The organism is Streptomyces sp. NPDC030165 (assembly GCF_055573595.1).
Genome location: NZ_JBVIBD010000021.1, coordinates 96,862 through 111,455 on the forward strand (window position 1 = coordinate 96,862; position 14,594 = coordinate 111,455).

Genomic DNA, 14,594 nt, shown 5'->3' on the forward strand with positions numbered 1-14,594 from the left:
CTGATCGCCGCACCCGGTACGGTCGCTTGGGCGTTCGCCCGGGGAGCCCATGGGATCCGCGCATCGAGATCGGGCCGCGCGAGGGGTTCGGCGGCCCGCAGCCGACGATCATCCTCAGCCGCAGCGACGAGCCGAAGAACGGGACGCCCCGGCTGCACATCGACGTCAGCGCCACCGACCGCGATCAGGACGCCGAACTCGAACGCCTCCTGAAGCTCGGCGCGTGCCCGGCCGACATCGGCCAGACGGGGGAGGAGTCGTGGCACGTCCTGGCCGACCCCGAGGGCACTGTGTTCTGCCTGCTCAAGGCGCGCATCGCCGCACTCTGACGGCCCCCCGCCGCACATGTCACGTTGCTGCGGCGCCCCGCAAAGACACTTTCAGGCGAGCGGTACCCGCAGGTACCGCCCCGCCGTGTGCAGATCCGCTTCGATGCGGGCGGCGGCCGTGCGCAGGGGTGGGAGGTAGGCGTCGCGGTCCTCCTCGGGGGAGCGGCGGCCCGCGTGGGTGGAGATGTTGACCGCGGCGACGACCCGGGAGTGCCGGTCGCGCACGGGGACGGCGATCGACCGCAGGCCCTCCTCCAACTCCTCGTCCACGAGGGCGTATCCGTTCTGTCGCGTCTGCTCCAGGAGGGCGGCGAGGCGCTCGGGTGAGGTGACGGTGTGCCGGGTGCGGGGGGTGAGGTCGGCGCGGGCGAGGTGGGCGGCGCGTTCGGCCGGTGGCAGGTCCGCGAGCAGGACCCGGCCCATGGAGGTCGGGCAGGCGGGGAAGCGGGTGCCCACGGTGATGTTGACGCTCATGATCCGTACGGTGGGGACCCGGGCCACGTACCGGATGTCCGTACCGGACAGCACCGCCATCGACGCGGAGTCGTGCACCCGCTCCACCAGCGCGGCCAGGTGCGGCTGGGCGATGTCGGGGAGCGTCAGGCCCGAGAGCGGGGCGAAGCCCAGTTCCAGCACCTTCGGGGTGGGGCGGTAGCGGCGGCCGTCCGAGGTGAGGTAGCCGAGGTGTTCGAGGGTGATCAGGGCGCGGCGCGCGGTGGCGCGGGCGAGGCCGGTGGCTTCCGCCACGGCGGTCAAAGGGAGCGCGGCCCGGCCGGTGCCGAACGCGGTGAGCGTGAGCAGGCCGCGGGCCAGGGACTCGACGAATTCCGGGCCCAGTTCCTGCTTGGAGGCGTGCATCCGGGAGGCGTGCCGGGTGGTGGGCGGCCCGGACGGGGCGGCGTTCGGGGGCGGGGCCGGGTCGGCCAGGGAGCGTTCCATCTCGGTGACGGTGTCGCGCAGTTGGGGGAGTACGGCTGCGGGGAGCTCGCCGGCGGACAGTCGGCTGGTGTGGCTGACGACGCTGACCGCGCACACCGGGCGGCCCTGGGGGCCGCGTACGGGCATGGCGACGGCGACCAGGCCCGGTTCGATGAGCTGGTCGTCCAGTGACCAGCCGGCGGCCCGGGCGGCTTCGACCCGGGCGGTGAAGTCCGTGGTGGTGAAGTCGGGGGTGGTGGAGCCGGCGGTCGTACCACCCTCCTCGTACCACCGTGGCGGTACGGCCGGGAATCCCGCGTCCGTGGGGTCCGCCGCGCGCCGTTGCCGCCAGCGCCGCCAGGCGTCCTCGCCCCAGTCGGCGGCGAACAGCGCGCCGACCGCGCCCCGTTCGGCGGGCAGCAGATCGCCGATGCGGAACGCGAGTGACATCGCCCGCCGCCGCGTCGCCTGGTGCACGAAGCGGACGCCGTCGCCGTCGGGTACGGCGAGCGAGACCGACTCGTCGAGCGCGTCGGCGAGCCGTTCGGCGGCCGGGGCGAGCCGGTCGGGCAGTTCGGAGGCGGCCAGGTAGGCGTTGCCGAGTTCCAGCAGGCCGGGGGCGAGTACCGCGTCCCGGCCCTCGACACGTACGTGTCCGAGGCGGGCCAGGGTGCTCAGGACGCGGTCGACGGTGGAGCGTGCCAGGCCGCTCGCGCGGACCAGGTCGCCGACGGCCTGCCGGCCACCGCCCGCGGAGAGCACGCGCAGCACGGACAGGGCGCGCACCAGCGGGCCCACCGCTTCCTTGGGCGGTGGTGACGGGGCGGCGTCGGAGGGGTGCGGCATGGGCTCTCCGTGGTGCGGGCATCTCGTCGGAACCGTACCCGTCGGCCCGTTGACAGGGCCGGGGGAGGGGTTCAAGCTCGGGGCACGCCGATTATGGACGAAAGTTCACCTGGCGAACAAGGCGTGCGGGGTGGCGTGGTGGGAGGCCCCGCCGGACACCGGCACACAGGACGACGCGAGGGCGAGGACATGGCCGACATCCGTTCCCTGCACGACGCGGTGCGGGACCTGGTCCACGACGGGGACACCGTCGCCCTGGAGGGCTTCACCCACCTGATCCCCTTCGCCGCGGCGCACGAGATCATCCGGCAGGGCATCACCGGCCTCACGCTGGCCCGGATGACCCCGGACGTGGTCCACGACCAGCTCATCGGCGCGGGCGCGGCCCGCAAACTGGTCTTCTCCTGGGGCGGCAACCCCGGCGTCGGCTCGCTGCACCGCTTCCGCGACGCGGTCGAGAACGGCTGGCCGCACCCGCTGGAACTGGACGAGCACAGCCATGCGGGCATGGCCAACCGCTATGTCGCGGGCGCCTCGAAGCTGCCGTTCGCGGTGCTGCGCGGCTACCGCGGCAGCGGCATCCCCGGCCGTACGGACACCGTCGCCACCGTCACCTGCCCCTTCACCGGCGAGGAACTGGCCGCCGTGGCCGCCCTCAACCCGGACGTCACGGTCATCCACGCCCAGCAGGCGGACCGGGACGGCAATGTGCAGCTGTGGGGCCTGACCGGGGTGCAGAAGGAGGCGGTGCTGGCCGCCGGGCGGGCGCTGGTCACGGTCGAGGAGATCGTCGAGGGCGCCCTGGAGCCCCGGCCGGGCGCGGTGGTGCTGCCCGGCTGGGTGATCGACGCCGTCGCGCACGTGCCCGGCGGCGCCCACCCCTCGTACGCGGCCGGCTACTCGGTCCGGGACAACGACTTCTACCAGCAGTGGGACGCCGTCTCCCGCGACCGGCACACCTTCCTGCGGTGGCTCGACGAGAACGTGCGCGGCAACACGGAGGGCGGGGCCCGATGAGCGGTACGGACGACGGCGCGCGCCGCGGCCGCGACGAGCTGATGGAAGTCAACGCGGCCCGCGCGCTGGCCGGCGCCCGGAGCTGTTTCGTCGGCATCGGGCTGCCCAGCACCGCCGCCAACCTGGCGCGCCGTACCGTCAACCCGGACCTGGTCCTGGTGTACGAGTCGGGCACCATCGGCTCCCGGCCGACGCGGCTGCCGCTGTCGATCGGCGACGGCGAACTGGCCGACACCGCGGACGCGGTGGTGTCCGTGCCGGAGATGTTCAACTACTGGCTTCAGGGCGGCCGGATCGATGTGGGCTTCCTCGGGGCCGCCCAGCTCGACCGGTTCGCCAACATCAACACCACGGTCGTGGACCGCGGCCCGGACCGGCCCGAAGCGCGGCTGCCCGGCGCGGGCGGAGCCCCCGAGATCGCCGCGAACTGCGGCGAGGTGCTGATCGTGCTGCGGCACACCCGCCGCAACCTGGTGCCCGCGCTCGACTTCGTCACCACCGTCGGGCACGGTACGGGTCCGGGCGACCGGGCCGCCCTCGGGATGCGCGGCGCCGGGCCCACCGCCGTCATCACCGACCTCGGCATCCTGCGCCCGGCCCCGGACACGGCCGAACTCGTGCTGACCGCGCTGCACCCCGGCGTGACGCCGGAGCAGGCGCGCGAGGCGACCGGCTGGGACCTGCGCACGGCACCGGACCTGACGGTCACCCAGGCGCCGACCGAGGCCGAGCTGTCCGCCCTGCGCGCCCTCAAAGCAGCCGGCGGGAGGGCATCATGAGCCCCATGGACGTCCGTGACGTGTATGGCGTGCATGGCGTGTATGCCGTCGATGCGGTCCGTACCCCTGTCGGCACGTACGGGGGCGCACTCGCCGGCGTACGTCCCGACGACCTCGCGGCGCACGTCGTCCGCGCCCTCGCCGACCGTACGCCGAAACTCGACCCGGACCTGGCCACCCCGTGCGGCGGCGCGCTCCCCCTCGGCCTCCCGCCCCGCGCGACCGGCGTCCGCATCGCCGGTGCCGTCGCCCGCCGGCCGGCCGCCGCGGGCTCCGGCACCGGACTCGCCGCGCGGCGCATCGGCGTGGGCCGGGGACCGGCGCTGGTACTGGGACGGTGACCGGCCGCGTCCCCACTCCCGCTACCCGTTCGGAGCAGGCCCGCAGTCACCACAGGCCCTACGTCTGGAGAACTCCCGATGACTCCACCCAGCGCATCCGCCGCCCCGGCATCCCGGGCACACCCGGCCACCACCGCACCCGCCGGGCCCGCGGCAGCACCGGCGACACGGTCCCAGGCCCCCGAACCGCAGTCCGTCATCGACCGTGAGATCACCGCCCTGCACACGGCCGCCGCCCGTGCCCGTACGGCCGGCGGACCCGTACCGGTGCACCCCGGCCGCGACTTCGCCCCGTACCGCAGCACCCGCCTGCGCCACCCCGTCCGGCCCCTGGCCGCGATCGACGCGTCGCGCGACCCGGAGTCCGTCGAACTGTCCGGGCCCGCCTTCGGTGTCACCGACGTCACCGCCCTGGACGCCGACCTCACCCGGCAGCACACCGGCGAGCCCCTCGGCGAGCGGATCACCGTCACCGGCCGGGTACGGGACCGGGCCGGGCACCCGGTGCGCGGCCAGCTCGTCGAGGTCTGGCAGGCCAACGCCGCCGGCCGGTACGCCCACCAGCGCGACCAGCACCCGGCGCCGCTCGACCCGAACTTCACCGGCGTCGGCCGCTGCCTGACGGACGACGAGGGCCGGTACGCGTTCACCACCGTCCGGCCCGGTGCCTACCCGTGGCGCAACCACCACAACGCCTGGCGCCCGGCCCACATCCACTTCTCGCTCTTCGGCACCGCCTTCACCCAGCGGCTGGTGACCCAGATGTACTTCCCCGGCGACCCGCTCTTCCCGTACGACCCGATCCTCGCCTCGTGCACCGACCCGCGGGCCCGCGAACGGCTGGTCTGCGCGTACGACCCGGACCTCGCCGGCGCGGAGTGGGCCCTCGGATACCGATGGGACATCGTGCTGGACGGGCCGTCCGCCACCTGGACCGAGGAGGACCGCTGATGTCCGGCATGCCGTACGAAGCCGCGCCGCACGAGGTCACGCCGCACGAGGTCACGCCGCACGAGGCCACGCCGTACGAGACCGCGTCGCACCAGGCCGCGACGAATGAGGCCGCATCACACCACGAGGGCGTACCGCCCCAGCCCGGGCCGGGGGCGCCCGAAGACCCGGAGACACCCGAAAAGCTCGCCCCCACCCCCTCCCAGACCATCGGCCCCTTCTTCGGCTACGCCCTGCCGTTCCCCGGTGGCGGGGAGATGGCACCCACCGGCCACCCTGACACCGTCACCCTGCACGGGCGGGTCCTGGACGGCGCGGGGGAGCCGGTGCCGGACGCGCTGCTGGAGTTCTGGCAGGCCGGCCCGGACGGGAGCCTGCGCGGCGCGCCCGGTTCGCTGCGCCGCGACCCGGCGACCGGCGCGGTCGTCGGCCGCGACGGCGTGGACTTCACCGGCTTCGGCCGGGTGCCCACCGGCGCCGACGGCCGCTACGTGCTGCGCACCCTGCCCGCCACGGCCCCGGCGGGCCGCCCGGACGCGGCGCCGTACATCGCGGTGTGCGTCTTCGCCCGCGGCCTGCTGCACCACCTGTTCACCCGCGTCTACTTCCCCGAGGACGCGACGGCGCACGCGGCCGACCCCCTGCTGTCCCGGCTCCCCGCGCACCGGGCGCGCACCCTGGTCGCGCGGGCCGAAGGCGAGCGGCGGTACCGGTTCGACATCCGCCTCCAGGCTGCCGCTGACGGCGGCACCGAAGCAGGCGGCGAGGCAGGCGAGGAGACGGTTTTCCTTGAGTTCCGCTGAACACCCCGCCGGGACGTGGCCGTGCCCCGAGGCCGCCGACACCGGCCTGCTCGCCCCGGGCCGGGCGGACTCGGCCGTCGAGGAAGCCACCGGCGACACCGCGTACGTACGTGCCCTGCTGGACGCGGAAGCGGCCCTGACCCGGGCGCAGGCGGCGATCGGGCTGGCACCGGCCGCAGCGGCCGCGGCCGTCACCGCCGCCGCGCGCGACACCGGCCGCTTCGACGCCCGCGACCTCGCGGTACGGGCCCGCGCCGGCGGCAACCCGGTCATCCCCCTCGTCGCCGCGCTCACCTCCGCCGTGGCCGGGCGGGACGCCGCGGCCGCCGCGTACGTCCACCGCGGCGCCACCAGCCAGGACATCCTCGACACGGCCACGATGCTGGTCTGTTCACGCGCTCTGGACGCCGTCCTCGCCGACCTGGACGACACCGCCGCGGCCCTGGGGCGGCTGGCTGCCGAGCACCGCGACACCCCGATGGCGGGCCGTACGCTCACCCAGCACGCGGTGCCGGTCACCTTCGGCCTCAAGGCCGCGGGCTGGCGCTGGCTGGTCCTGGACGCCCGCGCCCGGCTCGCCGCCGTACGGTCCGCGCTGCCCGCGCAGTTGGGCGGCGCGGCGGGCACTCTCGCCGCGTTCCACGCGTTCGCGGAGGCCGACGGCCGGGAGCCGGTTCCCGGGCCGGGCACGGACCTCGGGCTGCGGCTGCTCGCCGCGTACGCGGCCGAGACCGGCCTCGCCGAACCCGCACTGCCCTGGCACACACTGCGCACCCCCGTCGCCGACCTCGCCGGCGCGCTGGCCCACACCGCCGGCGCCCTCGGCAAGGTCGCCGCCGATGTGCTGGTCCTGTCCCGCACGGAGACCGCGGAGCTGGCCGAAGGCAGCGGCGGCGGCTCCTCCGCCATGCCGCACAAGTCCAACCCGGTACGGGCCACGCTGATCGCCGCCGCTGCCCGGCAGGTCCCGGCCCTGGCCGGGGTGCTGTACGGGTCGCTGGCCGCCGAGGACGAACGGCCCGCCGGAGCCTGGCACGCCGAGTGGCAGCCGCTGCGCGACGCCCTGCGCCTGGCGGGCGGCGCGGCCCGGGACGCCGCCGGACTGACCGGGGGCCTGCGGGTACACCCGGAGCGGATGCGCGCGAACCTCGCCGCGACCGGCGGACCGACCGTCACCGAGCGCCTGGCGGCCGTACTCGGCGCCCACCTTGGCCGGGACACGGCGAAACGGCTGCTCACCGAGGTGGCGCGCCGGGCGGCCGACGAGGGCACCGGCCTGGACGAGGCGCTGGACCGCGCCCTGCGCGCGGACCATCCCGCCGCGGCGGCGGCCTTCCCCGCGGCCAGGCTGCGGGAACTGGCCGACCCCGCCGCGTACACCGGCTCGGCCGGAGCGCTCGTGGACCGCGCCTTGCGCCGCCCCGGGACCCACCGCCCGGCACCGTCCCCGCAGGAGCACGGATGACGATGCCGAACGCCCGGCCCGGGAGCGCCCGCCCGCTCCCGCACCACCGCGAGGACGGCCCCGCCGACGGGCCCCCGCTCATCCTGGGCCCGTCCCTGGGCACCTCGCTGTCCGTATGGGAGCCCCAGGTGGAGGCGCTGGCGCGCCGGTTCCGCGTGGTGCGCTGGGACCTGCCGGGACACGGCGGGACACCCCACGACGTGCTCACGGGCAGGGGCACGGGCCGTACGGTCGGGTCCCGCACGGTCGCCGGCCTCGGCAGCCTCGTCCTCGCCCTCGCCGACTCCCTCGGCATCGGCCGGTTCGCGTACGCGGGGATCTCCCTGGGCGGCGCGGTCGGCGCCCGGCTCGCGGTCCACCACCCCGAACGGATCGCGTCCCTCGCCCTGGTCTGCTCCTCCGCCCGCTTCGGCGAGCCCGCGGTGTGGCACGAACGGGCCGCCCTCGTACGGGAACAGGGCATCGCGCCGGTCGCCGCCACGGCCGCCGGCCGCTGGTTCACTCCGGCCTTCGCCGGGTCACCGGCTGCGGACGGACTGCTGGCCGGGCTGCGGGCCGTGGCGCCCGAGGGGTACGCGGCCTGCTGCGACGCGCTCGCCACGTATGATCTGCGCGGCGAACTGGGCCGGATCGGCGCGCCCACCCTCGTCGTCGCGGGCCGCGACGACCCCGCGACACCACCCGCCCACGCCCGCGAACTCGCCGACGGCATCCCCGCCGCGAGCCTGACCGAGGTCGCCGGGGCCGCCCACCTGGCCAACGCCGAGCGGCCCGTACCCGTCCTCGCCGCGCTCCTCGGCCACCTCGCGGTGTACGCGGCGGCCGAGGACATCCAGGACGTGCTGCTCCAGTCGGCGGTTTCCCGCGGCGTGCCGGCGGCGGACTCCGCGTCCGCACCGGCCGACCGCGCCCTCGCCGAGCACCGCGAAGGAAAGTGACACCGATGCGTCCCACACCCCCGACGTCCCCCTCACCTCCTGTGTCCCCCACGCCCCGTACGCGTCCCACCGCCGCCGCCCCTGCTCCCGCCCCCGCCACGACCACCGTCGGTATCGTCGGCGGCGGCCCGGCAGGGCTGCTCCTGGCGCGGCTGCTGCACCGTTGCGGCATCGACAGCGTCGTCCTGGAGAGCCGCGACCGGGCCTACGTCGAACGGCGGCAGCGCGCCGGAGTCCTGGAACAGGGCACCGTCGACACACTGCGCGCCTGCGGCGCGGGGGAGCGCCTGGACCGGCAGGGGCTCGTCCACCACGGCATCCAGCTGCGGTACGGCCGGCGCGCGCACCGCATCGACCTCCAAGCCCTGACCGGCGGCCGCAGCGTGGTCGTCTACGCGCAGACCGAGGTGGTCAAGGACCTCATCGGTCTCCAGCTCGCGGACGGCGGACCACTGGTCTTCGGGGCGAGGGCGCTCACCGTGGCGGGCGCGGACACCGCACGGCCGGTGATCCGCTATCTGCACGAGGGCCGTGAACACAACTTGACCTGCGACTACGTCGTGGGTTGCGACGGCTTCCACGGCGTCACCCGGGAGGCGGTGCCGGCCGGCGTACGGCGCACGTACGAGCGCGGCCACCCGTACTCCTGGCTCGGCGTGCTCGCCGAAGTGCCGCCGTCCTGCGACGAGTTGGTGTACGCGCACTCCGAGCGCGGCTTCGCCCTGCTCAGCATGCGCTCGCCCACCGTCAGCCGCCTCTACCTCCAGGTGCCCAACGGCACCGACCCCGCCGACTGGCCCGACGGGCGGATCTGGGACGAACTCGACGCCCGCTCCGCCGTCGACGGCCCCTGGCAGCTCGCGCGCGGCCCGATCACCGCCAAGTCCGTCCTGCCGATGCGCAGCGTGGTCACCGAACCGATGCGGTACGGGCGGGTGCTGCTCGCCGGGGACGCGGCGCACATCGTCCCGCCGACCGGCGCGAAGGGGCTCAACCTCGCCGTCTCCGACGTCACCGCGCTGGCCCACGCCTTCGCCCACCTGAAGGACAGCGGTTCCGCCGAACTGCTGGACGGCTGGTCCGACGCCTGCCTGCGCCGCGTCTGGCGGGCCGAGCACTTCTCGTACTTCATGACGACGATGCTGCACACGGCCCCCGGCCAGAGCGCGTTCGACACCCGCCTGCAACTGTCCCAGCTCGACCGCATCGCCTCCTCCCCGCACGCCGCCGCCGAACTGGCCGAGAATTACACGGGACTCCCGCGGGTGCCCGGTCCCCGGTTCGGCGCCGCCGCCGGGGGTACCCGCCGCGGCTCCGGAACACTGTCGGCACCACCGCCGTGACGGAGGTACACGGACATGAGTGAACAGCCGGACGTCGTCGAACTGCTCAAACAGCAGCACCGGCAGATCCGCGAACTTTTCGACGAGGTCGGTGACTCCAAGGACACCGACCGCACGGACGCCTTCCACCGCCTGGTGCGCCTGCTCGCGGTGCACGAGACGGCCGAGGAGGAGGTCGTCCACCCGTACGCCCGTCGGCACATCGACGGAGGCGACCAGGTGGTCGATGAACGCATCGAGGAGGAGGAACGCGCCAAGCGGGTACTGAGCGAGCTGTCGTCGCTGGACACCGGGGCGCCGGAGTTCCACGACCGGTTCACCGCGCTGCGGCAGGACGTGCTCGCCCACGCCGACGCCGAGGAACGCATGGAGTTCGACCGGCTGAGGGACGTGACGGACCAGCGCGGTCTGGAGAGCCTGGCGCGCGCCGTCAAGGCCGCCGAGGCGCTGGCACCGACCCGGCCGCACCCCGGTACGGACACCGCGGCCAAGAACCTCGCGGCCGGACCCGTGGCCGCGGTGATCGACCGCACCCGGGACGCCGTACGCAAGGCGATGGGCAACTCCTGATCCGCCGAGGTCCCGAACCGGGTCACCGGCCGCCGGGCAGGGCGGCCGGCCGGGCGGCGGCCGGGGCGATCACCCCGGCCGCTGTGCGCCGCCCGGACGTTCCCGCACGACCTCCGACGCCTTCTTGTCGCACCACTGGCCCGCGCCCGGTCCGGGTCGGTGAGCTGTATCCGCTGCCGGAGGCGGGCGGAATCGGTGCGGCCCCGGTGGAAGGCGACGCTCTCGCCGTCCACGGCGAAGTCGGCGCGCGGCTGCTTCGCCAGCGCCTCGATGATCTCCGGACAGGTGTGGTTCAGGACGTTGCCGTTGCGGGAGAGCAGCCGTACGCGGTCGCCTTCCCGTACGGCCAGTACCCGGATGCCGTCCGGCTTGCGTGCGAAGACCCAGCCGGCGTCGAACTCCCGCCGGTCGCCGAGGACCGCGAGCATGGGGCGGGCGGCGAGTTCCTCGCCGGGCGGCGCGTCGGCCGGCAGGCCGCGCTGCGCCGCGGGCAACTCCGTCGAGCAGGGAACTCACGCGTGCTCTTTGCCCTTGGCGCCCTTGCCCTTGCCGGACTGCTTGCCGTCCCCGGCGGACCGCCCGCCGTCCTTGCCGGACTGCTTGCCGTCCGCGCCGGACTCCGCCGCCACGTCCGCGGCCACCTGCTTGAGCGTGTGCCCGCTCAGCGCCGAACGGGCTCGCTTCGGGTCGGGCGTGCCCTGCCCGTCCGCGTGCGCGTCGTCGGCCTTCACCAGCAGCCACGACTCCCGCTCGGCACTGTCCGGACCGCCGCGGAACCGGGTGAGGGCATATCCGCCGTGCAGCTTCCTGCCCTCCATCCAGAACGTCGCATGGCCCTTTTCCAGCGATTCGGCGAACGGTACGGGGCGGCCTTTCTTGTCGTGCGACATCGGGCGGTAATGGCCTTGGTCCCACACGATGACCGTACCGCCCCCGTACTCGCCCTGCGGAATGACGCCTTCAAAATCCCGGTAGTCCAGCGGATGGTCTTCGGTGGGCATCGCCAGCCGCTTGTCCTTCGGGTCCGTGGACGGCCCTTTCGGTACGGACCACGACTTGAGCACCCCGTCGACCTCCAGCCGGAAGTCGAAATGCATGGTGCTCGCGTCGTGAATCTGGACCACGAACCGCGGCTTATCGGAGGAGTCGGGGGAATCGCCGCCCTGCGGTTCCGATGTCCGGTCGAAATGCCGCTTGGACAGATAGGTCCGCAGCGGTTCCTTGCTCATGTCCGGCCGCCGGCTCAGCGGCCGAGCGCCTTGGCCAGCTGGTCCTTGTTCATGTTCGACCGGCCTTCCACACCGCGCTGCTTGGCCTCGTTGTAGAGCTGGTCGCGGGTGGGGCCCTTGGAGCCGGTGCGGTTGCCGGAGCGCTGGCCGCCGCGCTCGGGCGCCGACTTGCGGTCCTTGGTCGAGGACTTGCTGGCCGTCTTGGACTCGCCGGAGCGGGCGCGTTCCTTGTTGACGGTGCGGGCCGCGATCTCCTTGGCCCGGCCCTTGGACGTACCGCGCTTCTCGGCGCCTTCCTTGATGTGCTCGTACTGGCGCTCACGCTTGGCGTTCGATCCTGCGGGCATGGTGCTTCTCCTTCGTCTCGCACACGCCCCGGACACGTACGGCGTACCTGTCCCGGGCCTGCCGTATACCGTTTCTCGCAACTACGGTTACCCGTGAACACAAGGTCGTAACGAATGGCCTCCGGCGACTGCCCCGAGGGGCCGAACGCGGCGGTGCGCGCAGCGCGCCCGCCCGGTGTTTCACGCTCCGGACTTGCGGGCCCGGAGGCACCGGATGAATTCCTCCGCGTACGGCAGGGCGACGAAAGCCCCCACCCCCGCCGCGATACCGGCCAGGTATTTGCCGGGCAGCGGACGCTCCTTGGGCATCAGTTTCCACGCGTCCGGCTGCCGGCCGCCGTGCGCGAGGTCCCGTACGGACTCCCAGTGCAGGCAGGACGTGATGACCACGGCCGCCAGCGGCAGCACCTCCAGGAAGCTGTGGATGTGCTGCTCCACCGGTCGCACCTCACGGTCCTCGGTGGCCACCGTCACGTCCCAGATGGCGGTCGCGCTGTGTACGGCGGCGGCACCGCCCATCATCGACAGCACCAGCGGGTTGACGCGCGCGACCAGCCCGGCGAGCACCGGCACCCCGGCCTCCGCCATCATCAGCGCATGGATCGCCGACTCCTTGACGCCGGTGGTCCTCTCGATGTCGGTGCGCCGGTGCATCACCCAGTCGGCCACGGCGGGCACGAACCACATGGGCAGTACGCCGTACATCAGGACGCGCTGCGTCGCGTTCTCCACGTCGTCCGCGCCGGGGGCGGGCCGCAGTTCCCGCCCCCGCCGCCAGTGCCGCCAGTCCTTGAGCGCCGTCAACCTGGCCACGGGTCCTCCTTGCCAATCCATGTCAACTCGGTCGTGTCGGCCGGGGGCCGGGCCCGGCATCCGCCGCCGGGCCCGGCCCGCCGGTCAGTCCTGGCCCTCGCCGCGGCCCTTGCCGCCCGGCAGGAACTCCTGGATCTTCGCCTTGACGCCCTGCTTGAGCACCCCGGCCGTCTCCGGGTCGCCCTTGAGGATCGCGGTGGCCGCCGCCTCGATCTGGTCCAGCGTGGCGTGCGGCGGGATCGGCGGCACGTTGGGATCGGTACGGAAGTCGATGACGAACGGCCGGTCCGCGGCGAGCGCCTGCCGCCACGCGCTCTCCACCTCGTCGGGCCGCTCGACCCGGACGCCGCCGAGGCCGATGGAGCGCGCGAAGTCGGCGTAGGGCACGTCCGGGATGCGCTGCGACTCCTCGAACTGCGGCGCCCCCGACATGGCGCGCATCTCCCACGTCACCTGGTTGAGGTCCTCGTTGTTCAGCACCGCGACGATCATGCGCGGGTCGCTCCACTCCCGCCAGTACTTCGACGCGGTGATCAGCTCCGCCATGCCGTTCATCTGCATCGCCCCGTCACCGACGATCGCCAGCGCGGGCCGCTCCGGATGGGCGAATTTGGCGCCGATGACGTACGGCACGCCAGGACCCATGGTGGCCAGCGTCCCGGACAGCGAGCCGCGCATCGAGCCGCGCAGCCGCAGGTGGCGCGCGTACCAGTTGGCCGCCGAGCCGGAGTCCGCGGCCAGGATCACGTCGTCGGGCAGCAGCGCGTCGAGCGCGTGCACCACGTACTCCGGGTTGACCGGGTCGGCCTCCACGGCGGCGCGCCGCTCCATGACCTGCCACCAGCGCTTGACGTTCGATTCGACCTGCTCCCGCCACTTGCGGGCCTTCTTGTGCTTGAGCAGTGGCAGCAGCCGCTCCAGCGTCGCCGACGCGTCGCCGACGAGATTGACCTCGAAGGGGTAGCGCAGCCCGACCATGAACGGGTCGATGTCGATCTGCACGGCGCGGGCCTGCCCGTACTCGGGCAGGAACTGCGAGTACGGGAAGCTGGAGCCGATCACCAGGAGCGTGTCGCACTCCTGCATCAGCTCGTAGCTGGGCCGGGTGCCCAGCAGCCCGATGGCGCCGGTCACGTACGGCAGCTCGTCGGAGAGCGCGTCCTTGCCGAGCAGCGCCTTGGCCACCCCGGCACCGAGCAGTTCGGCGGCCTCCTCGACCCGCTCGCGGGCGCCCCGGGCGCCCTGCCCGACCAGGATCGCCACCTTCTCGCCCGCGTTGAGCACCTCGGCGGCGCGCCGCAGTTCCTCGTCGGCCGGCACCGGCGCGTACGGCGACACGCCCAGGCTGGACGGCACCATCTTGAACTCGTGTGTCGGCGCGCTGTACTCCAGCTCCTGCACGTCGCCGGGGACGATGATCGCGGTGACGGTCCGCTTGGCGTACGCGGTGCGCATCGCCCGGTCGATGACGTTCGGCAGCTGTTCGGGGACGGTCACCATCTCGCAGAACTCCGACGCGACGTCCTTGTACAGGGCCATCAGGTCGACTTCCTGCTGGTAGGAGCCGCCCATCGCGCTGCGCGCGGTCTGGCCGACGATGGCCACCACGGGCACGTGGTCCAGCTTGGCGTCGTAGAGCCCGTTCAGCAGGTGGATCGCGCCGGGCCCCGAGGTCGCCGCGCACACACCCACCTTGCCGGAGAACTTGGCGTACCCGACGGCCTCGAACGCGGCCATCTCCTCGTGCCGGGCCTGCACGAACTTCGGCCGGTTGGCCGCCCGGCCCCAGGCCGCGAGCAGGCCGTTGATGCCGTCCCCCGCGTAGGAGAAGACGTGGTCGACGTCCCATTCGCGCAGGCGCTGGAGGATGTGGTCGGAAACTTTGGTGGTCATGCGGTTCTTTCC

14 protein-coding genes and 2 pseudogenes are annotated in these 14,594 nt (G+C 73.9%); 10 read left to right on the forward strand and 6 right to left on the reverse strand.

The features are described from left to right. The first annotated feature begins 26 nt into the window (after positions 1-26). Entirely contained in the window at positions 27-329 is a 303-nt protein-coding gene (locus ACZ4Z1_RS32265; RefSeq protein ID WP_468490203.1) for a VOC family protein, read from the forward strand. 51 nt (positions 330-380) lie between these two features. On the opposite strand, the gene ACZ4Z1_RS32270 is transcribed toward ACZ4Z1_RS32265, so the two are convergent. After that, on the reverse strand, positions 381-2,093 hold the full coding sequence (locus tag ACZ4Z1_RS32270) for an IclR family transcriptional regulator domain-containing protein (RefSeq protein WP_468490204.1): 1,713 nt from the start codon (positions 2,091-2,093) through the stop codon (positions 381-383). Positions 2,094-2,282: 189 nt separating this feature from the next. Here ACZ4Z1_RS32270 and ACZ4Z1_RS32275 point away from each other — a divergent pair, with 189 nt between their 5' ends. The 9 genes and pseudogenes from ACZ4Z1_RS32275 (at position 2,283) to ACZ4Z1_RS32315 (ending at position 10,300) form a co-directional block, all read left to right on the forward strand. Next, positions 2,283-3,110 carry a CoA transferase subunit A gene (locus ACZ4Z1_RS32275; RefSeq protein WP_468490205.1) on the forward strand — a complete coding sequence of 276 codons (828 nt, stop codon included), beginning with the start codon at positions 2,283-2,285 and terminating at the stop codon, positions 3,108-3,110. Further along, entirely contained in the window at positions 3,107-3,889 is a 783-nt protein-coding gene (locus tag ACZ4Z1_RS32280) for a CoA-transferase subunit beta (RefSeq protein WP_468490206.1), read from the forward strand. The genes ACZ4Z1_RS32275 and ACZ4Z1_RS32280 overlap by 4 nt, the downstream gene beginning before the upstream one ends. Beyond that, positions 3,886-4,056: pseudogene (locus ACZ4Z1_RS32285) on the forward strand (3-oxoadipyl-CoA thiolase); the annotation flags it as partial. The gene ACZ4Z1_RS32280 and the pseudogene ACZ4Z1_RS32285, both read left to right, overlap by 4 nt. A 252-nt stretch (positions 4,057-4,308) precedes the next feature. Further along, positions 4,309-5,181 (forward strand): protocatechuate 3,4-dioxygenase subunit beta, encoded by an 873-nt coding sequence (gene pcaH, locus ACZ4Z1_RS32290; protein WP_468490207.1) that lies wholly within the window; start codon positions 4,309-4,311, stop codon positions 5,179-5,181. Continuing rightward, on the forward strand, positions 5,181-5,984 hold the full coding sequence (gene pcaG / locus ACZ4Z1_RS32295) for a protocatechuate 3,4-dioxygenase subunit alpha (protein ID WP_468490208.1): 804 nt from the start codon (positions 5,181-5,183) through the stop codon (positions 5,982-5,984). The genes pcaH and pcaG overlap by 1 nt, the downstream gene beginning before the upstream one ends. Beyond that, complete coding sequence (gene pcaB, locus ACZ4Z1_RS32300) at positions 5,971-7,449, forward strand: 3-carboxy-cis,cis-muconate cycloisomerase (protein ID WP_468490209.1); 1,479 nt, start codon at positions 5,971-5,973, stop codon at positions 7,447-7,449. The genes pcaG and pcaB overlap by 14 nt, the downstream gene beginning before the upstream one ends. Continuing rightward, a complete protein-coding gene (locus tag ACZ4Z1_RS32305; protein ID WP_468490210.1) occupies positions 7,446-8,387 on the forward strand; it encodes an alpha/beta fold hydrolase in 942 nt (313 codons plus the stop codon). Before pcaB ends, ACZ4Z1_RS32305 begins: the two co-directional genes overlap by 4 nt. Before the next feature lie 5 nt (positions 8,388-8,392). After that, positions 8,393-9,730 carry a 4-hydroxybenzoate 3-monooxygenase gene (locus ACZ4Z1_RS32310; protein WP_468490211.1) on the forward strand — a complete coding sequence of 446 codons (1,338 nt, stop codon included), beginning with the start codon at positions 8,393-8,395 and terminating at the stop codon, positions 9,728-9,730. A 15-nt stretch (positions 9,731-9,745) separates the two neighbouring features. Beyond that, positions 9,746-10,300 (forward strand): hemerythrin domain-containing protein, encoded by a 555-nt coding sequence (locus ACZ4Z1_RS32315; RefSeq protein ID WP_468490212.1) that lies wholly within the window; start codon positions 9,746-9,748, stop codon positions 10,298-10,300. 257 nt (positions 10,301-10,557) lie between these two features. Here the strand turns inward: ACZ4Z1_RS32315 and ACZ4Z1_RS32320 are convergent. From ACZ4Z1_RS32320 to ACZ4Z1_RS32340, 5 genes and pseudogenes are all read right to left on the reverse strand, one after another. Further along, a pseudogene (locus tag ACZ4Z1_RS32320) lies at positions 10,558-10,728 on the reverse strand (non-homologous end-joining DNA ligase); the annotation flags it as partial. Between the two features lie 84 nt (positions 10,729-10,812). Next, on the reverse strand, positions 10,813-11,529 hold the full coding sequence (locus ACZ4Z1_RS32325) for a DNA polymerase ligase N-terminal domain-containing protein (protein ID WP_468490213.1): 717 nt from the start codon (positions 11,527-11,529) through the stop codon (positions 10,813-10,815). 14 nt (positions 11,530-11,543) lie between these two features. Then, on the reverse strand, positions 11,544-11,876 hold the full coding sequence (locus ACZ4Z1_RS32330) for a plasmid stabilization protein (RefSeq protein ID WP_125053395.1): 333 nt from the start codon (positions 11,874-11,876) through the stop codon (positions 11,544-11,546). Between the two features lie 180 nt (positions 11,877-12,056). Next, the gene (locus ACZ4Z1_RS32335) at positions 12,057-12,689 is read right to left on the reverse strand and encodes a diguanylate cyclase (protein WP_468490214.1); all 633 of its coding nucleotides are present in this window, start codon (positions 12,687-12,689) and stop codon (positions 12,057-12,059) included. An 84-nt stretch (positions 12,690-12,773) separates the two neighbouring features. Then, positions 12,774-14,582, reverse strand: a complete 1,809-nt coding sequence (locus ACZ4Z1_RS32340; protein ID WP_468490215.1) for a thiamine pyrophosphate-requiring protein — start codon at positions 14,580-14,582, stop codon at positions 12,774-12,776. Positions 14,583-14,594: the final 12 nt, after the last annotated feature.